The following is a 21,856-nucleotide window of genomic DNA, read 5'->3' as shown; positions in this document are numbered from 1 at the left end:
GTCGACACTGCGGTCATGATATTGCATAACCATAAGCCTCTGCTAAAACCAAGGATAAGCGTGAATGAGTGAAACCGGGACGCAAACCGACACTTGCTACGGGCCTGTCGACTCGCGGGTACTGGCCAAGGCCCGAGATATTCGTTTGTTAATCTGCGATGTCGACGGTGTACTCTCCGATGGCCTGATCTACATGGGGAACCAGGGAGAAGAACTTAAGGCATTTCATGTGAGAGATGGCTATGGCATCCGCTGTCTGCTGACTTCCGGCATAGATATTGCGATTATTACAGGTCGTTCAGCACAACTACTGGTAGATCGCTGTATAACATTAGGGATTACTCACCTTTATCAGGGCCAGTCTGATAAGCTTTTAGCCTTCCAAAAGCTGTTGGATGAGCTGTCTTTGACAGCGGACCAGGTTGCTTATATCGGCGATGATTTAATCGACTGGCCGGTGATGGCCCAAGTAGGGCTGAGTGTAGCCGTTGCAGACGCCCATCCATTATTGCTGCCAATGGCGGATTACATTACACGTATTTCTGGAGGCCATGGTGCTGTGCGTGAAATTTGCGATCTTATTCTGTTGGCTCAAGATAAGCTGGAGCATGCCAAAGGGCTGTCGATATGAGTAAAACGAAAGGTTGGCTGACTATTCTGCTGGCATTGATCGCACTGATCCTGATCGGTTTGAATTTAACCAATAACAAGACAACATCGAACCCAGTGGTCACAACAAGTAACGCCCCCGATTATACGACCAAAGAAACAGTGACCGTAGTTTATGACCCAGCAGGGAAATTAAATTACAAACTGGTAGCAAGTGAAGCCGAATTTTTCAATACCGATCAGGTGAGTTGGTTTACCCTGCCCGTTGCCACCTTGTTTAATGAGCAGGGCGTGGCCACCTGGTCAGTGCGCTCTGATCGCGCCAAACTGACAAAAGATAAAATGCTCTATTTGTATGGTCATGTTGAAGTAAACAGCCTTACCGCAGAGTCGCAACTGAAGCGCATTAAAACGGACAATGCCCAGATAAACCTGATAACTCAAGATGTCTCATCAGATGATGAAGTCACACTGTACGGTACCGGCTTTACTTCCAACGGATTAAGAATGCGCGGCAATCTGCGCGACAAAACTGCCGAGTTGATCGAAAAGGTAAAAACCTCCTATGAAATCCCACAAAACAAATAATCTGATACGTAGTACCTTGCTCGCCAGCTCTCTGTTTGCCGTTAGCATTCCGGCACTGGCATTAACCAGCGATACCGAGCAACCAATACATATCGATTCAGACCAGCAATCCCTTGATATGCAGAGTAATGTTGCCACTTTTACTGGCAACGTTATCGTCACCCAAGGCTCCATCATAGTTCATGCAGATAAAGTCGTGGTTACCCGCCCTCAGGGGAAACAAGGCCATGAAATTATTGAAGGCTATGGTAATCCCGCCACATTTTATCAGATGCAGGACAATGGCAAACCTGTAAAAGGTCATGCGCAGAAATTGCGCTATGAGCTGGATAAGGATTTTGTCATCCTGACGGGCAACGCCTATCTGGAACAGTTGGACAGCAACATAAAAGGCGACCGTATTACCTATCTGGTAAAACAACAACAGATGGAAGCGTTCAGTGACAAAGGAAAACGAGTAACTACGGTATTGGTGCCCTCTCAACTTCAGGATAAAGGCGACCAAAGTAAATCGCAGAGCAAGTCACCCAAAACGCAACAGCGAGTGGCACAGTAACCTATGGCTACATTAATTGCAGAAAATCTGGCCAAAGCATACAAAGGCCGCAAAGTAGTGGAAGATGTCAGTCTCACCGTCAACTCCGGTGAAATTGTTGGTCTGCTCGGTCCCAATGGCGCAGGTAAAACTACGACGTTTTATATGGTGGTAGGAATAGTGCAGTGCGACGAAGGCCGTATCATTATTGATGATAATGACATCACTTTACTGCCTTTGCATGACCGTGCGCACCGCGGTATTGGTTACCTGCCTCAGGAAGCATCCATTTTTCGTCGTTTGAGTGTCTATGACAACCTGATGGCTGTGCTGCAAATCCGCAAGGATCTGACGACAGAACAGCAGGAAGATCGCGCAAATGAGCTAATGGAGGAGTTTCATATTGTTCACTTGCGCGATAGTCTGGGACAATCGCTCTCGGGTGGTGAACGTCGACGGGTAGAGATAGCCCGGGCGCTGGCTGCCAACCCGAAGTTCATCCTGCTGGATGAACCTTTCGCCGGGGTAGATCCTATTTCGGTGATTGATATTAAAAAGATCATTGAACACCTGCGCGACAGTGGCTTAGGCGTACTGATCACCGATCATAACGTTCGTGAAACGTTAGACGTTTGTGAACGCGCTTACATCGTTAGCCAGGGTCACCTTATTGCCCACGGCTCACCGATGGATATACTGGCCAACGAGCAAGTAAAACGAGTCTATTTGGGTGAAGGATTTCGACTCTAATAACGTCGTTTTTTAATTATATAAGGAAGTTAGCGCTATTTATGAAGCAAGGTTTGCAACTCAGGCTTAGCCAACAATTGGCCATGACACCACAACTGCAACAGGCAATTCGTCTGCTGCAGTTGTCCACGCTTGAACTCCAGCAAGAGATCCAACAGGCGCTGGAAAGCAATCCATTGTTAGAACAGGCTGATACGCATGAAGAAGTAGACACCATAGAAAACACCGACAGCGAAGCATTAGATACACGGGAAGCGCTGGAACAGAAAGATATGCCAGATGAACTGCCGCTGGATGCCGCCTGGGATGAAATTTATACTGCCGGAACCCCTTCAGGTACCAGCACCGACTACCGCGATGACGAACTGCCAGTCTACCAGGGAGAAACCACCCAAACCTTGCAGGACTACCTGATGTGGCAAGTGGAATTGACACCGTTTTCTGATACTGATGCGGCTATTGCCACATCAATAGTGGATGCGGTTGACAACACCGGCTATCTGACCGTATCGCTGGATGAAATCCGTGAGGGCATCGGTGACGATAATGTCACGATGGAAGAAGTGGAAGCAGTACTCAAGCGGGTACAGCATTTTGACCCGATTGGTGTTGCCGCTCGCGATCTGCGAGACTGTCTGCTAGTACAACTGTCTCAATTTGCGCCGGATACGCCCTGGCTGTCAGAAGCTAAACTGATTGTCAGTGAGTTTCTGGATCTGCTGGCAAACCATGATTTCCGTGCCTTGATTCGTTCCAGTCGTCTGAAAGAAGATGTACTGAAAGAAGCTCTGGCATTAATTCAATCCCTTGACCCGCGCCCTGGTCAATCAATTAACACTGGTGAATCAGAATATGTGATTCCCGATGTTCTGACTCATAAGGTACAAGATCGCTGGATAGTAGAACTGAACACAGACAGTGTTCCCAGGTTACAGATCAACCAGCAATATGCGGCGATGAGCAACAGTGTGCGTAGTGACAGTGACGGCCAGTTTATCCGTAGTCACCTGCAGGAAGCCCGCTGGCTAATCAAAAGTCTGGAGAGTCGCAACGAAACCTTGTTAAAGGTCACTCGCTGTATCGTCGAGCAGCAACTGGCATTTTTTGAACAGGGCGAAGAGTTTATGAAACCCATGGTGCTGGCGGATATCGCCCAGGCTGTGGATATGCATGAGTCCACTATTTCCCGCGTGACTACGCAAAAATTTCTGCATAGCCCACGAGGTATTTTCGAACTGAAATATTTCTTCTCCAGCCACGTGAATACAGACAGTGGTGGTGAAGCGTCATCCACCGCTATTCGGGCGTTGGTCAAGAAACTGATCGCTGCGGAAAACCCCGCGAAACCACTGAGTGACAGTAAACTAACCACTTTGCTCTCTGAACAGGGAATCATTGTGGCTCGGAGAACTGTTGCAAAGTACCGAGAGTCTCTATCTATCCCGCCGTCAAATCAGCGTAAGCAGCTGGTCTGACCCTAATTGAGAAGGAAGACGATATGCAGCTCAACATTACCGGACACCACGTCGAAATAACCGATGCCTTGCGCGATTTTGTCAATACAAAATTCGCAAAACTTGAACAATACTTTGATCGTATAAATCAGGTGTACGTGGTACTTAAAGTGGAAAAGATCCAGCAGATTGCGGATGCTACAATCCACGTTAACGGCGGTGAGCTGCACGCTACATCAGAAGCGGATGATATGTATGCTGCCATCGATCTTTTGATCGATAAACTGGCGCGACAGTTAAACAAACATAAGGATAAACTGAAACAACACTGATTTTTTCATCGCCTTCAGGCGCAGGGACAGCAATCAGCCTGCTGTTAAACAGTAGGCTGATTATCTGAGGCACAAGTGTCGTTAAGTGAAAACGAAATGAACAACGATCCCGTTATGCAACTCAGCGCAGTGCTCCGTAAAGAGTGCACCCGTAGTGCTGTCCACTGTCAGAGTAAGAAACGTGCCCTGGAAATCATCAGTGAACTGGCGGCTCAACAGCTCAATTTGCCCTCGCAGATTATCTTCGAAGCGATCCTGACACGGGAGCGCATGGGCAGTACGGGTATCGGCAACGGCATTGCAATTCCCCACGGGAAACTGGAAGATGAAAATACACTGGGTGCAGTTGGTGTATTTATCCAGCTAGAGCAGCCCATTGCCTTTGATGCCATAGATAACCAACCTGTAGATTTACTTTTTGCCTTGCTGGTTCCCGCAGAACAATGTAAAACCCATTTACATACGTTATCCCTCATTGCCAAACGGCTCGCCGATAAAACAATATGTCGGCGTCTGCGTGCGGCACAAAGTGATGATGAGCTGTACCAGATTATGACCGAGGCCGAATAATGTGGCACAGTTACTGGCAACACCGTGGCGCAAATCGATAGACATACCATAAAAATTCAACGGTGTCAGACCCTTGCCTGACAACAGCCCGGGGTTGCGAAATTAACCATAGATTCCGGCGTCGCCGGGCTACTAACGGAAACTAACTGTGGCGGTGGATCTTCATCATCTGCTGCCAAGGGGGAATCTTCAGATGGTGCTGATGATTGTCAGTGGTCGGTCAGGTTCGGGAAAATCTGTAGCCCTGCGTGCACTGGAAGACATGGGCTTCTACTGCGTAGATAACCTACCGGTGGTTCTACTACCGGACCTCGCCAACACGTTGGCAGAGCGTAACATCTCTGCTGCCGTCAGCATTGATGTGCGCAACATGCCTGAATCGCCGGAAGTACTGGAACAAGCCATCACGCAGTTGCCAAAAAGTTTTTCGCCTCAATTACTGTTTCTGGATGCTGATCGCAACACGCTGATCCGCCGTTACAGTGATACTCGTCGTCTTCATCCACTCTCCAGCAAGAATCTGTCCCTGGAAAGCGCCATTGATGAGGAAAACGATTTGCTCGAACCTCTGCGTTCCCGCGCCGACCTTATCATTGACACGTCAGAAATGTCGGTACATGAACTGGCCGAGATGTTACGTACCCGTTTGCTGGGTAAACGGGAACGTGAGCTGACAATGGTATTTGAATCATTCGGTTATAAACACGGTATTCCTATTGATGCCGACTATGTTTTTGACGTTCGTTTTTTGCCTAATCCCCACTGGGATCCAAAACTACGCCCAATGACCGGGTTAGATAAACCGGTAGCCGCATTTTTGGATCGTCATACTGAAGTTCATAACTTCATCTATCAAACCCGTAGCTACCTGGAGTTATGGTTGCCGATGCTGGAGACCAATAATCGTAGCTATCTAACTGTGGCGATTGGTTGTACGGGTGGTAAGCATCGCTCTGTCTACATTGCGGAACAATTGGCAGACTATTTTCGTTCCCGTGGTAAAAATGTACAGTCACGTCATCGTACGTTGGAAAAACGAAAATCATGACCGTAAAACAAACCGTTGAAGTCAAAAATCGTCTTGGAATGCATGCTCGACCAGCCATGAAATTATTTGAACTGGTACAAAGCTTTGAGGCTGAAGTTCTTTTACGTAATGATAGTGGTGTAGAGGCTGAAGCCAGCAGCGTCATTGCCATGCTGATGTTGGATTCAGCCAAAGGACGCTATATTGAGATTGAAGTCAGCGGTTCGGATGAAGAACAGGCTTTGGCATCGGTTATTGAGCTGTTTGAAGCCGGATTTGACGAGGATTAATTTATCCTCCATCAGGATCATCATCCATCGCTATCTTCGTGATCCCGATCTCTTCCTTTCACTACCATAAGAACCTACTATCATTTAAAGCATGCCTTTTTTATACACCCCCGCCCCTCTTGGCGCGGGGGTGTTGCTTTTATGTTGTAATCATATGAAAACCGGAGAGGAGTATGACAAAACCAAACCTGACAATCAGCGAACTGGATGCCGAACGCCTCGACACATTGCTGGAGAACCCCGCTTTCGCGAACACAGCTACGGCTCTGGCACTGAACGAAGAGTTAGATCGTGCGGAAATCCTGCCGCAAACAGAGATACCCGCAGATGTGGTAACCATGAATAGCCGGATCCGATTTCGCGATCTGAAGACACAAGAAGAACATATACGGACATTGGTTTATCCGTCAGCAGTAAAAGATAGTCAAGAGCAGCTTTCCGTCATGGCACCACTAGGCGCAGCCTTACTCGGCATGCATGTGGGCAGCACCATAGACTGGAAATTGCCAAATGGAGAAGAGGCGCACATTACCGTGCTGGAACTGTTGTATCAACCAGAAGCGGCTAGCGAATATCATCGCTAACAATTCAAGTTAGTATTGGATGGACGATCCCCGCACTATGGGGATCGTCAGGCGTCGTCGTTTATGCTCCGGCAATTTTCATGGCGGGCAACAACACTGAGCCACATTGGATATTACTGCGGTTTTCTATATCATCACCCGTAGTAACGATGTTACGCAGCATATCTTTCAGGTTCCCGGCAATAGTAATTTCACTCACCGGATACTGGATTTCTCCATTTTCGATCCAGAAACCTGCCGCACCACGGGAATAGTCGCCAGTGACCGCACTGACGCCATGTCCCATCAACTCAGTCACCAACAGACCTTTACCCATTTGTTTGAGCATACCGTTGAAATCCAGCCCTTGTCCGGCAATATGCCAGTTATGAATACCACCAGCGTGTCCGGTACTCTTCATACCCAGTTTACGAGCGGAATAACTGGTTAACAGCCAGGTCTGCAGGACGCCATCCTTCACAATTTCCCGTTGCTGGGTACGAACACCTTCACCATCAAACGGTGAAGACGCCAGCCCCTTACGCAGGTGTGGGAACTCTTCGATAGTCAGCCACTCAGGCAGAATTTGCTGCCCAAGTTTATCCAGCAGGAAGGTTGACTTACGGTATACACTGCCACCGCTGATAGCCCCCACCAAATGACCAAATAGTCCGGTAGCCACCTCGGCGGCAAACATCACTGGTGCTTCCATGGTTGGTAATTTATGCGGATCCAACCGCGCCAATGTGCGTCTGGCGCACTCTTCACCCACCCACTCAGGTGTCTTTAAATCATCCAGAGAACGCCCAATGGTATAAGCGTAATCACGCTCCATATCACCATTATGCTCAGCAATGACACAGCTGGACATCGAATGCCGGCTTGAGCAGTAACTTTGCAACATACCGTGGCTGTTGCCGAACACCTTGATACCATAATGGCTGTTGAAGCTACCGCCTTCCGTATTCGTGATACGTTTGTCGGCTTTCAGTGCCACCTGCTCAGCACGAGCTGCCAGCTCAATACCACGCTCAGCATCCAATTCTGCCGGGTGAAACAAATCCAGATCCGGAGCATCAAACGCCAACAAATCTTTATCCGCCGGGCCAGTGCAGGGATCGACCGAGGTATAACGGGCAATATCCAACGCCGCTTTTACTGTGCGAGCGATAGCATCCAGACTAAGATCCGTGGATGAGGCACTGCCTTTACGCTGCTGGTAATACACGGTAATACCCAATGCTCCATCGCTGTTGAATTCGACATTTTCAACTTCACCATAACGGGTACTAACACCGATTCCTGTTGTTTTTGTCACCGCGACTTCTGCCGCATCAGAGCCAACACACGCCAACTCCAACGCCTGTGCCACCGCTTGTTCCAACGTTTTCCGTTGTTCTGCAACCTGAGTGATTATTGTCATCGATCTGCCATAATGAGTGAGAAAATATTCAGATAAATGATGCTACGAATTCCGTGTGAACGCTATTCGTCACCACACATCCGCATAAAAAGATGTAGCATAATGCTTTTGAGTCTAACAGGATCTGCAGACAATTTCGCAGAAAGCCCATAACCTGATAGGATCAGCCTCTTTTTTAGGGAGTCAACCATGAACAAACATCCCGAAGACTGGCTGGATGACGTTCCAGACAACAGCCAAGACGACGATGATGATGAAATTATCTGGGTCAGTAAAAGCGAAATAAAGCGTGATGCCGAAGCCTTGAAAGATCTGGGTGCCGAATTGGTAGAACTGGGTAAAAACGCGCTGGACCGCATTCCGCTTGATGAAGATCTGCGAGCAGCGATTGAACTCGCGCAACGGATAAAAAAAGAAGGCCGCCGTCGCCAGCTCCAGTTGATCGGTAAAATGCTGCGTGCCCGTGATCCAGAGCCGATCAAAGCCGCCCTGGATAAACTGAAAAACCGTCATAATCAGCAGATTGTGCTATTTCATAAGCTGGAACAACTACGTGATAGACTAATAGAGAATGGAGACGATGCTATTCCAGATATTCTGACACGCTATCCACAAGCCGACCGTCAGCAATTACGTTCTCTGGCAAGGAACGCGCAAAAAGAGAAAACTGATAACAAGCCGCCAAAATCAGCCCGCCAGATTTTTCAGTACCTGCGTGAACTGGCTGAATCAAACGAATAACAATGCCAGTAATGAGAAAATTATTCCTGATATAGCTGACTCAGCCCCGAAACCGGGGCTGTTGTCCGACATCAATCTGGCCAACCAGCATTACGGACGAGCAACGAACCCAACAGCTTCGTATACCTTCGTCAGCGTTTCCTGTGCACGGATACTCGCTTTTTGCGCACCGTCACGCATTACCTGTTGCAGAAAAACCTCATCATTGCGAAAACGATGATAGCGTTCCTGTAATTCACTTAACATTCCTGAGACAGCATCAGCTACAGCACCTTTCAGGTGGCCATACATCTGGCCTTCAAATTCCGTCTCCAGTTCAGGGAGCGATTTACCCGTTACCGCAGACAGAATATCCAGCAGATTGGAAACCCCAGGTTTGTTCTCCAGATCGTAGCGCACCACTGGCGGCTCGTCGGAATCAGTCACCGCTCGTTTGATTTTCTTCACCACTGATTTTGGATCTTCCAGCAGTCCAATCACATTATTGCGGTTCTCATCCGACTTAGACATCTTCCTGGTCGGCTCCAGCAGTGACATCACGCGGGCACCAGATTTAGGGATGAATGGCTCCGGTACGCTAAAGATATCGCCATACAGCGTATTAAACCGCTGGGCAATATCGCGACTCAGTTCCAGATGCTGTTTCTGGTCTTCCCCAACGGGTACCTGATTGGTTTGATACAGGAGAATATCCGCCGCCATTAGTACCGGATAGTCAAACAGGCCGGCATTAATGTTTTCAGCATAACGGGCAGATTTATCCTTAAACTGCGTCATCCGGCTCAACTCACCAAAATAGGTATAACAGTTGAGCACCCAGCTTAACTGAGTATGTTCCGGTACATGAGACTGAACAAAAATGGTGCTCTTCTGTGGGTCAATACCGCAGGCCAGATAAAGTGCCAGTGTATCCAGCGTTGCTTTCCTCAGTTGCTGTGTATCCTGTCGTACCGTAATGGCGTGCAGATCCACAATGCAGTAAACGCAGTCAAAATCATCTTGCATGTTGACCCACTGGCGTAACGCACCCATGTAGTTACCAATGGTCAACTCACCAGACGGCTGTGCGCCGCTAAATACAATGGGCTTACTCATGCTAATGCTTCCTGATTTTTTAAAGATGACGGCCCGACAAGGGTCAATAAATCAGCAAAACGATCCAGAACCACATCAGGGTGGCTAAGTGCTATCGCTTCACCATAGTTATATCCATAGGTCATACCGACACACGGGCAACCGGCAGCCTGGGATGCTTGTATATCATTGCGTGAATCACCGACAAACAACAACTCATTTACCCGTAACCCCAATTTCCCCAATACCAGATATAACGGTGCAGGATGCGGTTTCTTCTGTACCACATCATCACCACCGATAATCAATGGGAAATAGTCACCAATACCGAGAGAATCCAACAGCGGGGCCACAAAAGGCGTAGGTTTATTCGTGACTACCGCCATCGGGAAACCTCGCGCCACCAACTGGGCCAATGTCTCTTTGACGTGTGGGAATAGCGTACTGCCGCTGTCTATCGTTTGGGCATAATACTTATCGAATAACATCCGTGTGTCACGAATCTGTTGCGGTAACGGCGCGACACCAGCCCAACGTAGTGCACGTTCAACAAGGACATCCGCACCATTGCCAATCCAGGTGGACACACGTGTTTCACCCGCCACAGGTAATGATTGTTCCTGCAATGCCAGATCAATGGCCTGAGCCAGTCCCGGAGCACTGTTTACCAACGTACCATCAAGATCAAACGCCAGCCCGCGGATAGAGGTAAGCTCAATCATGCGCGACCTTTGCCAGTTCCTTACGCATCTGATCAATAACCACACGGTAGTCAGGCTGATTGAATATTGCCGAACCAGCAACAAACATATCTGCGCCCGCTGCTGCAATTTCACCAATCTTGTCCGCTTTGACGCCGCCATCGACCTCCAGGCGAATATCATAGCCACTGTCATCGATCAGTTTGCGTACCTGACGCAATTTATCCAGTGTCGCAGGGATGAACGACTGGCCGCCAAAACCGGGGTTAACGGACATCAGCAGGATGACATCCAGCTTATCCATTACATAATCCAGGTAGCTAAGTGACGTAGCAGGATTAAAAACCAGACCGGCTTTACAGCCATGCTCCTTAATCAATTGCAGGGTACGATCGATATGTTCAGAAGCTTCAGGATGGAAAGTGATAAAACTGGCCCCCGCTTCGGCAAAGTCCGGAATCAGCCGATCAACGGGCTTTACCATTAGATGAACATCAATCGGTGCGGTAATCCCGTAACTACGCAGCGATTTAAGCACCATCGGGCCAATCGTCAGATTGGGAACATAGTGGTTATCCATCACATCAAAGTGAACCACATCTGCTCCTGCCGACAGTACCTTCGCAGTATCTTCACCTAGCCTGGCAAAGTCAGCCGATAATATAGACGGGGCGATTAAAAACGGTTTCATTCGCTTCTCCAAACCATCAAGTCTGTATTCTACTGCCGGGACTAATCACGTAACGATCTTTCCGGTCAGCTACTGTGCGGAAACAAGACTCTTTTCCGGTCAATCACATCTTCAATACTACTACGACCGACTCAGCGATATAAAGCCAGTAACTCGTTAACCTTGCTGCGTCCTGAAATATTGCGGCTGATAGTACGACGAGCCATAACCACATACAACGATGATGCCCCTTGATACCATTCTCGTGTAAGTAATGTGTCATGGTTGGATATCAGCACTGGTATATTGTTTTCCACAGATAGTTGATAAGCCAACTGCGCCAGATTCTGCTGATCATTATTATTAAAATTACTGGTGTGGTAGGCCGTGAAATTTGCCGTTGCCGACAAAGGTGCATAAGGTGGATCGCAATATACAACCGAACCACGCTCAGCTTGAGTCAAGGTCTGATGATAATGTTCACAGACAAAGATGGCATTTTTTGCCTTTTGTGCAAACCAGTGTAATTCTTCTTCTGGGAAATAAGGCTTTTTATAACGGCCAAACGGCACGTTAAATTCACCACGCATGTTGTAACGGCATAACCCGTTGTAACAATGACGATTAAGATAGAGAAACAATAATGCTCGTCGATAGGCATCCGTACAGAGATTGAACTCACTTCGCAGTACGTAAAATACCTCGGAAGTATTCATTTCATCAGTAAATAATTTGCGAGAATCTCGGATAAAATCATCAGTATTGGTTTTAACGATATTATAGAGATTAATGAGATCACTATTAATATCTGCCAGTATATAATTATCGTACTCCGTATTGAGAAATACCGAACCTGCACCAACAAAAGGCTCAATTAAGCGATCTCCCGCTGGTAGATATCGGCGAATTTCCTCTACCAGCGGATATTTCCCACCAGCCCATTTTAAGAAAGCGCGGTTTTTCTTCATGCCGTCGTTAGCTACTCATACGTTACAGAGCCACGGATTGTACTCTGTTTCAGACCGCACATCAGGGCTTAATTAGTATTACTTACTCAAGTCTTGCTTCACCTGACGGATCGGCTTAACCCATGGTTTTTTTGCCTGGACATCTGCTGGCAAAGACACAACAGCACGCCTGGCATCGCCAGAAGATGCATAAACACCATTGACCAACACATACCAAGGCTGTCCATCACGCTTGGTTTTATACACCCAATAGTTAGTCAACTTCTGCGCTCTGGCGTAGGCTTTCAACGAATTCTCGTGGGAAGCGCCACTCAGTTGCAGTGTAAAATAACTAGCTGGTGCATTTTTGATGGCGACGCCCAGACTGCCGACAGTCGAAGCGGAACCTCTGGAACTTGTTGCCACTTTACTGGAAGGCGCCGGTGCCACTGCCGTCGTCGGTGTTTTTGGCCTACTGTACGTACTTTTTACCGGTACCTGATGCTCCGGTGAAACCCTCTTCGACGAAGAGTTCGACATTTTTTCACTCGGAGAACGAGTTCCGGGCGGCGGCGTCACGGTCGCTGGAGTAGTAGGTAACGTTGATAAACCTGCATGATTACCCATGTCCTCCTGAGTAAATGCATTAATTCGATCCTGTTTCTGTGGTTGAGAAAGCGTATCAGCAATATTACCCGGCAATTCAATTCGTTGTTGATTTGCATTCTGCGGTTGCAACGGCGCCTGCGTTGGTGTGTCGGAAATCGGAGGAGCACTCAACGTCTGTGGCGTAATAGCATTGACATTATTCCCGACGACAGGTGCCGGAGTACCTTGTGCTGTAGAAGATGACGACGACAGATCAATATTCTTCGCTATGGTTGCTGGCTGCTGGGAGGCCTGTTGAGGCGGTGGCGCCTGTAGTGCGGAACCAATACCTATGATCAATAGCAGTAGTACCAGAATACCAATGCCAATCATCACGTATTGTCTGGACAACGCCACGCTGGAAATGGCAAACCCATTACGTTTTTTTTGCTGGCGTGGTGGCCGATGATCGCTGGCATCCGGCTTAAGGTCATCTTCCGGATTGAACTCACCCATTTAAACCCCTCCCCCTACTGAAAGGCTAATGTCTGCGGATATCGGCTACCCGCGCGTCACTAAATTACAATGCCTTGTATTTTAACAAAGTATCGGGAACTCGCCAGTTCTGGTTAACCAGAAAAATGCCTTCCTCAGGGAAGACAATCTGCAATTGACGCCAGAACAAGCTCATGGGGAACACCGCTGCACACTTCAGATTGACCAATAGCGGTTGGCAACACCAAACGCAGTTCCCCCGCCAGTACTTTTTTATCCCGCATCATATGTGGCAAATAAGATTCAGGGGCCATTTGCTGAGGGCCATGAACCGGCAACCCGGCACGTGACAATAACAATTTGACACGCTCTACGTCAGAGGAAGAAAACTGCCCAAGACGTCTGGCAGTATGAGCTGCCATCATGATTCCTGCCGCGACTGCCTCACCATGCAGCCAGTTGCCATAACCCATTTCCGCTTCAATGGCATGTCCATAAGTATGGCCTAAATTCAATAAGGCACGCAGACCTGTTTCACGTTCATCTGCAGCTACCACTTCTGCCTTCAGCTCACAGCAGCGACGAATACAATAAGCCAGTGATGCATCCTGAAGCTTGCACACTGTCTCAATATTCAGCTCCAGCCACTCAAAGAACGCATAATCAAGGATAATGCCATATTTGATCACTTCGGCCAGACCGGAAGAAAGCTCCCGCGCAGGTAACGTTTTCAGACAGTTGAGGTCTATCACCACCGAAGCTGGCTGATAAAAGGCCCCGATCATATTCTTCCCCAGCGGGTGATTAACAGCTGTTTTACCGCCCACAGAAGAGTCAACCTGAGATAGTAATGTGGTAGGGACCTGGATAAAGCGTACGCCACGTTGATAGCTGGCAGCGGCAAAACCGGTAAGGTCACCAATTACGCCGCCACCCAGTGCGATCAACGTAGTATCCCGGCCATGAGGTTTAGCCAGTAGCGCTGAGAAAACCTGGTCCAGTATCGCCAGTGATTTGTACTGCTCACCGTCTGGCAAAATAACCTGGTCAACCCGTATACTATTCTTTACCAACACATCACGCACAGTATCAAGGTATAACGGTGCCAACGTTTCATTGGTCACCAACATTACTTGATCGCCCGCTTTCAGCGGCAGAAAAGAAGCAGGGTCATTAAACAACCCAGCGGCTATCGTAATCGGGTAGCTACGCTCCCCCAGCGTTACGGTAATTCTTTCCATGCGTGTACTATTGACCTGTCAGAAACCTGCGTTATGCAAGCAATGTTCAAACTCAGTTGTTTTCCAGCATACTAATAATCTGGTTAGCAACTACCTTAGCGCTTTGTTCATCGGTGCGAATAGTGACATCAGCGATTTCTTCATACAAAGGATTACGTTCTTTCGCCAACATTTCCAACACTTCTCGCGGTTGTGTCTCGACATGAAGCAACGGCCGTTTTTTATCGCGCTGTGTGCGAGCCAGTTGCTTCTCAATGGTTGTTTCTAGATAAACGACGACGCCCCGCGCAGAAAGCCGATTGCGAGTCTCGCGCGACTTTATTGAGCCCCCGCCTGTCGCCAGGACGATCCCTTGCTTTTCCGTCAATTCATTAATGACTTTCTCTTCACGATCACGGAAGCCTTCTTCGCCTTCCAAATCGAATACCCAACCCACATCAGCCCCAGTGCGTCGCTCAATTTCTTGATCGGAGTCGAAGAACTCCATATTGAGTTGCTGAGCTAACTGACGGCCAATAGTGCTTTTGCCGGCACCCATAGGCCCAACCAGAAAGATATTGCGTTTCTCTGCCATGTTTTTTGGTATTACTAAGACAATTCGTTAATGATAACCCGCCCCGCCAATGGAACCTGCGGCGGAACCTAAACTGAAACCTCATGAGCGATAGTGCGAGAATCAGACAAAAAATTATCTCAATACTCAGGGTAGTTTGGCAACCGAATAAACGCGAGACTTACCGCATAAGGGTAAATAGTACGTTTTATCGACATCTCCGGTGGAACAACACTTTAGTGCTCAATTCGCTAATCCTTGTATGCTAAAACCGTCGCAGCGTCAAACTGAGAACACAATAATTGACGAAAATAGTGACTCATTGTTAAAAATTCATCTTATTTTTATTATTAATTGCAACCTTCGCTACTTGTTGCATCGACTGAATGAGGGTCGGTGTGATAAAAATAACCAATTCCCGTCTGGTGTTCTGCAGGTTACTACTTTTAAACAGATTACCTACCCAAGGCAACCCCCCCCAGACCCGGTATCTGGTTACTATCCTTATTTTTTTGTTGTTGAAAAATCCCCCCCCAGCACAATGGTTTCGCCATCAGCTACTGTTACCTGTGTTTGAATCTCCTGTTTATCAATAGCTAATGCCTCACCTTCCCCCTGCTTGATTGTCCTTCCTGGCATGTTTTGACTGATTAGCAAATTGAGTGTAATTAACCCGCCATGCAGAATTTTCGGCGTAACCTGCATACCCAGTACTGCCTCCTTGAATTCGATAGAGGTGGAGCCACTAGCTCCGCTGGAAACCTGATAAGGAATTTCAGTCCCTTGCTTAATGCTCGCAGTCTGTTGATGAGCGGTAATCAGACGAGGACTGGCAATGATTTCCACTTCATTTTCCTGTTCCAGCGCCATCAACTCCAAATCCAGCAACCTTCCATTAAGACGTGCCAAATGGAATCCTGCATTGATTGTCGGTGTTTCCACCGGTAGGTTGATGTTAAAATTATTCAGACGCAGAGCCTGACTGGTCGCGCCCTCCTCCCCCAACCCCCAATTGACACCCAATGCCTGTAAATTCTCACTACTGATAGTAACAATGTGCGCGGCCAGTTGGACCTGTGCCAATGGCTTATCCAGCGCCTTAATCCAGGGTTCCATCTGGGCCAGAGCATGAGCAGTATCTCTCACTAATAGTGTATTGGTCCTTTTGTCCACAGTTACTCTGCCTCGTTCAGTAAGTAACGTACCTCGCTGTCCCTGGAGACTGGATACCACCTCCGTGGCATCAGCATACTGCAATGCTACTGACAGGCTGTGCAAGGGTTGTTGCTGCTGTTGCTGTGCCTCTCGCTCTTTCTGTTGTTGTTGTACCTCTTTAAGATGATCCGCCGGGTAAACCATCAGCACATTTCCTTCCCGTTCCAAGGTCAGCTTTCCCAAACGTAGAATGATGTCTAGCGCCTGTTGCCAAGGGACGCCATTCAGATTCACGCTGATCGATCCCTCAACCCCTGGAGCGACCACCAGATTCAACTGCCGATGTTCAGCCAATACCTGCAAAACCTTTTGTACCGGTGAATTATCAAATGCCAGTGAAACTGGACTGTCTTTCGTTCCAGCTACAGCAGACAAGCTGAAAAACAGTAGTGCTAACATCATTACTATCTGGTATCCCATCGCTTTTCGATGGGTACTCACCCTCGTGTCACCCATGCTTCGATTCCTTGTTAGCAAAGGGTGAAGCCAGCATGATTTCAGTCTCTCCACAATGCGCCTGCGCTTCGTTGACACGGAATACCACACCTGTTTTATCTAACCTTACAACCTGGAGACCTTCTGGCTGGATAAGGTCTCCATACTTGATACGCAACCACGGTTTTTCTGGTCGCTCCAGCCATCCCACCCATTGTGTTGCATCGCCAACAAGCCCTCTCAACGTCCATAAAGACGATGGACTTACCTCATTACAGCTGACTTTGACTGCTGGCAAGAAAGGATCTCGCCCACTGATATCTGACGCATTGCCATTCCCCATGCCAAGCCATGCGACCATCACTACCCACCGCGTATATCCGTTCATGACGAGCTCCCTTGTTGAAAGGGCAGAGACAGGGAAAGCTCTACCCGTAACCCGTTAATCTCTTTTTTGATCACGAGTTGACTAATACGCAGCACAGCAGGTAACGCATTGAAACTTTTCAAAAAAGACATCAGACCTGAATAATCGGTATTAAGCATCAATCGCCAGTTAGGGGAAAACGGTTCCGCAGCCTCAGTCGACGAGGGCTGCCAGGAAATCAGCCTGGCATCAGACTGATTTAACGGTATTGCCAGTAATGTCGCGATGTTGTCAGAAGATAAGGTTGTATCAGGCAACCGGCGAGCTGCCAGTTGTTGTTGCAGTTGGGAAAGCGTAGGTAGCCTGGCTAACTGCTGTATGAGTTGCCCAGTATATTGCCGACTTTCAATTAGCTGTTGTCGTGTCTGATCCAGATACTGACGTTTATTGATGATAACACTCCCGCCAACCAGCGCGGTAAGGCTCACCACCACACCAAATTGTGCAGCAAGCAATACCCGGAAAGGCGTATTCATCCATATTGCCGCATACTTCACTGGCGCTCTCCTTTCTGCTTATCGTGGCTACGCCATTCAAGCCGCAATATAAAACTGAGCAGCGTATCGTCCTGTGCTGAACGCTGAGTCTGATGTAACACAACCTGCTGGATAAACGGCTCACGAGCCAGTGCATCCGTAAAATCGATAATAGCGTCATACTGACTGCTGACACCTGAAAGATGTAACGCATTACCGGTATCACTCAATGCGGTCAACCATAGGGAATCCGGCATGAAAGTAGGCAGACGCATCAATAATTCCTCATAACGCTGATTGCTACGGCGCCCCTGTTCCTCGTTGGCTAACCGAGCCTGATATTTCTCCATCTCACGCCACGCCTGTCGTGTTTGTCGGTATAGCGTTTCATACGCTGCCTGCTTTACTTGCACTTCTCTGAGTGTGGTGCCTATTGCATCCTGCTGCCGTTGTTGGATAAGGACAACGACTGTCATTACCAGAAGCGCGATGGCAATCTGCAGTAAAAGTAATATCAGCCATTGCCATATACGCCATTTGATATGTCGTTTACGCCAAGGTAAAAGATTAACCTGCAACATCAGTAAGTATCTCCAGGCCGTAATGCCAGCCCGCCCGCGATGACAAATGCTGAAGGCATTGGGGGTAACGGAGGATGCTGCTGGTGAAATGCGACTAGCGGCGACCAGGAGATCAGCATTTCTGACATACCGGATAAATCATCAGCAATGGATGAACTGCAATAAATGGGCTCTTCAGTAGCCATTTGATAGCAGGTACTCAGATGTGAAATTAACGCTTGTTTATCAGTTATATCTTCAGGTTGAAATGTGCCGAAATGCAGGGGATGATCCAGCGGCGAGGTCCAGAGCCAGTGATCGTCGAAACGATGCAACAGCAGGCGTTCAGATAACAGCCCAGCTTGCTGCGCCATACAACGTAACGCACAGGGTGTAATATCCATCACTTCAGGCTTCAGACCAGACTGGCTGAAACAGTCCTGCCAAGCGACCAGCTCTGCGTTTCTAGCTGCAGTTACCAATAACGTATCCGCTATTTGTGGATCAGTACGATAATCAAGTGCCAGCATGTCACGGCTAACCGGAAGTTTCCGTAGCGCCATTTTTTCAATATATTCGCCACGCGCCGGCTCACGCAGACGTTTGTCTGGTTGGGGTAGACGTTGTTGCAATATCTGTGATGCAGGAAATCCGACCCGCAGCGAAATGAAACGAGGCAGTTCTCTGCGCCACTGACGCAAAATTTCACAAAGCCCGTCAGCATGGTATAGGCTCCCTGAACGTAACGTATCGCCCGGCAAAGGAAATTGCCACCAATGGCGGAGCTGCCAGCCATGACGGCAGCGCTGAACGGCCAAAGCGCGCATGCAGCCATTTTGTATATCTACGCCAACCTGCCAGATGTGGTAAGCCATATTCAATTGATCTCCCTATCGTCCGTTAAAAGAACGTATCCACCGTGATGGCTTACCTTTATACTAGCGTGCGAATGTTTATCGACTCTTAAACCGCTACCGAATGGAAAATCCCAGGTGAAGTTCGTAAAGTATTTTTTCATCCTTGCAGTGACTTGCATCCTGTTGGGAGCTGCCTCGCTATATGGTCTTTATCGCTATATCGAGCCACAATTACCCGATGTCACCACACTGAAAGATATCCGGTTGCAGACACCAATGCAGGTTTACAGTGCTGACGGAGAACTGATTGCCCAGTTCGGTGAAAAACGCCGTCTTCCCCTGAAGCTGGACCAGATACCGCCTATGCTGATCCACGCATTTATTGCCACTGAAGACAGTCGGTTCTACGAACACCATGGTGTAGACCCTCAAGGTATTATCCGGGCCGCATCGGTTGCCCTGATATCTGGCCATGCTTCGCAAGGGGCCAGTACCATTACCCAACAGTTGGCCCGTAACTTCTTCCTGAGCCCGGAACGCACACTGCTGCGTAAAATCAAAGAAGCGTTTCTGGCTATCCGCATCGAGCAATTGCTGAGCAAGGATGAAATCCTTGAGCTATATCTCAACAAAATTTATCTCGGTTATCGCGCCTATGGTGTCGGGGCTGCGGCACAGGTTTATTTCGGCCGCCCCGTAGACCAGCTGACGCTGGGAGAAATGGCGATGATTGCCGGTCTACCTAAAGCGCCTTCTACTTTCAATCCGCTTTACTCTTATGACCGTGCCGTCGCCCGTCGAAATGTGGTTCTGTCTCGCATGCTGGATGAAAACTACATCACTCAGGCACAGTATGATCAGGCTCGTAACGAAAAACCGATTGCGGATTACCACGCACCGAAGATTTCGTTTTCTGCTTCTTACATAGCGGAGATGGTGCGTCAGGAAATGGTCAAACGCTATGGTGAAGATGCATACAGCGATGGCTATAAGGTCTACACCACCATTACAAAAAAACTCCAGCTGGCTGCGGAAGAGTCATTACGTAACAACGTGCTAGCCTATGATATGCGTCACGGTTATCGTGGTGCGAGCCAGAGGTTATGGTCAGCAGGAATGCCAGCCTGGTCGCAAGAAAAAATCGTCGATGCACTAAAAAAACTGCCGGTCTACGGCCCATTATTTCCTGCCGTCGTGACCGAAGCCCAGGCAGATAAGGCCTTGACCCTGATGGCCGATGGGAACCAGATCGAATTACCGATGGCCGGTATACGCTGGGCTCGGGCCTATAGATCTGATCTCTCTCAAGGCGCGACGCCGAAGCGAGTCACCGATGTGATCCAGGCAGGTCAGCAGATTTGGGTAAGAAAAGTGGATAACGACTGGTGGCTGGCACAGATACCGGAAGTAAACTCAGCACTGGTTTCACTCAATCCGAATAATGGCGCTATTCTGGCATTGGTGGGTGGTTTTGACTTTAACCTGAGCAAATTCAACCGTGCCACTCAGGCACTGCGCCAAGTTGGCTCAAACATCAAACCGTTCTTATACACGGCCGCGATGGATAAAGGGTTGACGCTGGCTACCATCCTGAACGACGCTCCCGTCACCCGTTGGGATCCTGGCGCAGGTTCAGACTGGAGCCCCAAAAACTCGCCACCGGTTTATCAAGGCCCTATTCGATTACGTCAGGGACTTGGTCAATCTAAAAACGTTGTCATGGTGCGAGCCATGCGTGCCATGGGTGTCGATTATGCAGCGAAGTACCTGCAACGTTTCGGCTTCCCAGCACAGAACATCATCCATACCGAATCGCTGGCATTGGGTGCCGCGTCCTTCACACCATTGCAAGTTGTCAGAGGTTACGCCGTGATGGACAACGGTGGCTATCTGGTTGACCCTTACTTTATCAGTAAGATAGAAAATGAAACCGGAAATACATTATACAAAGCTACACCGAAGATAGTGTGTAATAGCTGCGACCTACCGGTGATTTATGGTGATACTCCGCGTTCGGCCATATTGTCTGATGACAATATGGAGAATATAGCAACATCGAAGGAACCCCCCGTTCCCGGGAGTTCACCCGTTTTGCAGCCGGATCCCATTACACCACCGGAAGCTGCCATGCAAGAAGCCAATGATTATGCGCCCCATGTTATCAGTACACCGCTAGCGTTTTTGATTAAAGACGCATTGAACAGTAACATTTTTGGCGGGCCAGGCTGGATGGGAACGGGGTGGCGTGCCGGCAAGGTTCTGAAACGCCATGATATTGGAGGCAAAACGGGTACGACCAATAGCTCGAAAGATGCCTGGTTCTCCGGCTATGGTCCGAATATTGTTGCTTCAGTCTGGATAGGGTTTGACGACCATCGTCGCGACCTCGGCCGAAGTACCTTTTCCGGTGCCATCCACGATCAAATTTCCGGTTATGAAGGTGGTGCCAAGAGCGCACAACCAGCGTGGGATGATTTTATGAAAGCCGCACTGGCAGGCGTCCCTGAACAGAAGACACCCGTACCACCGGGGATTGTCAGCGTGCTCATTGATCGTAGCAGCGGCAAGTTGTCAAACGGTGGCAGTAACAGTCGACTGGAATACTTCATTGATGGTACCCAACCATTGGATTATGGCGTTCATGAAGCAGGGACGACATTAATGGACAATGGCCAATCAAAAGAACTGTTTTAGGTGACATAGCCGTTTCAATAGCCGACAAAAAGGCGCGATTC

The 21,856-nt window shown here is 48.5% G+C and carries 24 protein-coding genes and 1 pseudogene; 12 read left to right on the top strand and 13 right to left on the bottom strand.

The window, feature by feature from the left end:
* The first annotated feature begins 64 nt into the window (after positions 1–64).
* The 10 genes from kdsC (at position 65) to rnk (ending at position 6,739) form a co-directional block, all read left to right on the top strand.
* Complete coding sequence (kdsC, locus tag PCO85_01950; protein WJV54268.1) at positions 65–631, top strand: 3-deoxy-manno-octulosonate-8-phosphatase KdsC; 567 nt, start codon at positions 65–67, stop codon at positions 629–631.
* Entirely contained in the window at positions 628–1,197 is a 570-nt protein-coding gene (lptC, locus tag PCO85_01945; GenBank protein ID WJV54267.1) for an LPS export ABC transporter periplasmic protein LptC, read from the top strand. Before kdsC ends, lptC begins: the two co-directional genes overlap by 4 nt.
* Positions 1,175–1,753, top strand: a complete 579-nt coding sequence (lptA, locus tag PCO85_01940) for a lipopolysaccharide ABC transporter substrate-binding protein LptA (GenBank protein ID WJV54266.1) — start codon at positions 1,175–1,177, stop codon at positions 1,751–1,753. The genes lptC and lptA overlap by 23 nt, the downstream gene beginning before the upstream one ends.
* Positions 1,754–1,756: 3 nt before the next feature.
* Entirely contained in the window at positions 1,757–2,482 is a 726-nt protein-coding gene (lptB, locus tag PCO85_01935; protein WJV54265.1) for an LPS export ABC transporter ATP-binding protein, read from the top strand.
* 41 nt (positions 2,483–2,523) lie between these two features.
* Complete coding sequence (gene rpoN / locus PCO85_01930; protein ID WJV54264.1) at positions 2,524–3,957, top strand: RNA polymerase factor sigma-54; 1,434 nt, start codon at positions 2,524–2,526, stop codon at positions 3,955–3,957.
* A gap of 23 nt (positions 3,958–3,980) precedes the next feature.
* Positions 3,981–4,268, top strand: coding sequence for a ribosome hibernation promoting factor (gene hpf / locus PCO85_01925; protein WJV54263.1), 288 nt, complete (start codon positions 3,981–3,983; stop codon positions 4,266–4,268).
* Between the two features lie 96 nt (positions 4,269–4,364).
* A complete protein-coding gene (gene ptsN / locus PCO85_01920) occupies positions 4,365–4,838 on the top strand; it encodes a PTS IIA-like nitrogen regulatory protein PtsN (protein ID WJV54262.1) in 474 nt (157 codons plus the stop codon).
* 193 nt (positions 4,839–5,031) lie between these two features.
* Positions 5,032–5,886 (top strand): RNase adapter RapZ, encoded by an 855-nt coding sequence (rapZ, locus tag PCO85_01915; protein ID WJV55963.1) that lies wholly within the window; start codon positions 5,032–5,034, stop codon positions 5,884–5,886.
* The gene (gene npr / locus PCO85_01910; protein WJV54261.1) at positions 5,883–6,155 is read left to right on the top strand and encodes a PTS phosphocarrier protein NPr; all 273 of its coding nucleotides are present in this window, start codon (positions 5,883–5,885) and stop codon (positions 6,153–6,155) included. The genes rapZ and npr overlap by 4 nt, the downstream gene beginning before the upstream one ends.
* A gap of 173 nt (positions 6,156–6,328) precedes the next feature.
* Positions 6,329–6,739 carry a nucleoside diphosphate kinase regulator gene (gene rnk / locus PCO85_01905; protein ID WJV54260.1) on the top strand — a complete coding sequence of 137 codons (411 nt, stop codon included), beginning with the start codon at positions 6,329–6,331 and terminating at the stop codon, positions 6,737–6,739.
* A 61-nt stretch (positions 6,740–6,800) separates the two neighbouring features.
* Here the strand turns inward: rnk and pmbA are convergent, their stop codons facing one another.
* Complete coding sequence (pmbA, locus tag PCO85_01900; GenBank protein WJV54259.1) at positions 6,801–8,141, bottom strand: metalloprotease PmbA; 1,341 nt, start codon at positions 8,139–8,141, stop codon at positions 6,801–6,803.
* 189 nt (positions 8,142–8,330) lie between these two features.
* Here pmbA and yjgA point away from each other — a divergent pair, with 189 nt between their 5' ends.
* The gene (gene yjgA / locus PCO85_01895; protein WJV54258.1) at positions 8,331–8,882 is read left to right on the top strand and encodes a ribosome biogenesis factor YjgA; all 552 of its coding nucleotides are present in this window, start codon (positions 8,331–8,333) and stop codon (positions 8,880–8,882) included.
* A gap of 90 nt (positions 8,883–8,972) precedes the next feature.
* Here the strand turns inward: yjgA and trpS are convergent, their stop codons facing one another.
* The 12 genes and pseudogenes from trpS to pilM all read right to left on the bottom strand — a co-directional run bounded on the left by trpS (position 8,973) and on the right by pilM (position 19,139).
* On the bottom strand, positions 8,973–9,977 hold the full coding sequence (gene trpS, locus PCO85_01890; protein ID WJV54257.1) for a tryptophan--tRNA ligase: 1,005 nt from the start codon (positions 9,975–9,977) through the stop codon (positions 8,973–8,975).
* The gene (locus PCO85_01885; protein ID WJV54256.1) at positions 9,974–10,678 is read right to left on the bottom strand and encodes a phosphoglycolate phosphatase; all 705 of its coding nucleotides are present in this window, start codon (positions 10,676–10,678) and stop codon (positions 9,974–9,976) included. The genes trpS and PCO85_01885 overlap by 4 nt, the downstream gene beginning before the upstream one ends.
* Positions 10,671–11,348, bottom strand: coding sequence for a ribulose-phosphate 3-epimerase (gene rpe, locus PCO85_01880; GenBank protein ID WJV54255.1), 678 nt, complete (start codon positions 11,346–11,348; stop codon positions 10,671–10,673). The genes PCO85_01885 and rpe overlap by 8 nt, the downstream gene beginning before the upstream one ends.
* A 131-nt stretch (positions 11,349–11,479) precedes the next feature.
* Positions 11,480–12,295 carry an adenine-specific DNA-methyltransferase gene (gene dam, locus PCO85_01875; protein ID WJV54254.1) on the bottom strand — a complete coding sequence of 272 codons (816 nt, stop codon included), beginning with the start codon at positions 12,293–12,295 and terminating at the stop codon, positions 11,480–11,482.
* Positions 12,296–12,373: 78 nt separating this feature from the next.
* Positions 12,374–13,378, bottom strand: coding sequence for an SPOR domain-containing protein (locus tag PCO85_01870; GenBank protein WJV54253.1), 1,005 nt, complete (start codon positions 13,376–13,378; stop codon positions 12,374–12,376).
* Between the two features lie 134 nt (positions 13,379–13,512).
* Positions 13,513–14,598: a 3-dehydroquinate synthase gene (gene aroB / locus PCO85_01865; protein WJV54252.1), complete on the bottom strand. Its 1,086-nt coding sequence runs from the start codon at positions 14,596–14,598 to the stop codon at positions 13,513–13,515.
* 52 nt (positions 14,599–14,650) lie between these two features.
* Positions 14,651–15,172, bottom strand: coding sequence for a shikimate kinase AroK (aroK, locus tag PCO85_01860; protein WJV54251.1), 522 nt, complete (start codon positions 15,170–15,172; stop codon positions 14,651–14,653).
* Between the two features lie 304 nt (positions 15,173–15,476).
* Positions 15,477–16,786, bottom strand: a pseudogene (hofQ, locus tag PCO85_01855) (DNA uptake porin HofQ).
* 28 nt (positions 16,787–16,814) lie between these two features.
* A complete protein-coding gene (locus tag PCO85_01850) occupies positions 16,815–17,189 on the bottom strand; it encodes a DUF2531 domain-containing protein (protein ID WJV54250.1) in 375 nt (124 codons plus the stop codon).
* Complete coding sequence (locus tag PCO85_01845) at positions 17,186–17,725, bottom strand: hypothetical protein (GenBank protein ID WJV54249.1); 540 nt, start codon at positions 17,723–17,725, stop codon at positions 17,186–17,188. Before PCO85_01845 ends, PCO85_01850 begins: the two co-directional genes overlap by 4 nt.
* The gene (locus PCO85_01840; protein WJV54248.1) at positions 17,722–18,285 is read right to left on the bottom strand and encodes a PilN domain-containing protein; all 564 of its coding nucleotides are present in this window, start codon (positions 18,283–18,285) and stop codon (positions 17,722–17,724) included. The genes PCO85_01845 and PCO85_01840 overlap by 4 nt, the downstream gene beginning before the upstream one ends.
* Positions 18,285–19,139: a pilus assembly protein PilM gene (pilM, locus tag PCO85_01835; GenBank protein ID WJV54247.1), complete on the bottom strand. Its 855-nt coding sequence runs from the start codon at positions 19,137–19,139 to the stop codon at positions 18,285–18,287. The genes PCO85_01840 and pilM overlap by 1 nt, the downstream gene beginning before the upstream one ends.
* Before the next feature lie 117 nt (positions 19,140–19,256).
* On the opposite strand from pilM, the gene mrcA reads away from it, so the two are divergent.
* Positions 19,257–21,815, top strand: coding sequence for a peptidoglycan glycosyltransferase/peptidoglycan DD-transpeptidase MrcA (mrcA, locus tag PCO85_01830; protein ID WJV54246.1), 2,559 nt, complete (start codon positions 19,257–19,259; stop codon positions 21,813–21,815).
* Positions 21,816–21,856: the final 41 nt, after the last annotated feature.

Source organism: Prodigiosinella aquatilis (genome assembly GCA_030388725.1).
In the GTDB taxonomy this organism is placed as follows: Bacteria; Pseudomonadota; Gammaproteobacteria; order Enterobacterales; family Enterobacteriaceae; genus Prodigiosinella; species Prodigiosinella aquatilis.
This window is presented reverse-complemented; position numbering and strand designations above follow the sequence as displayed.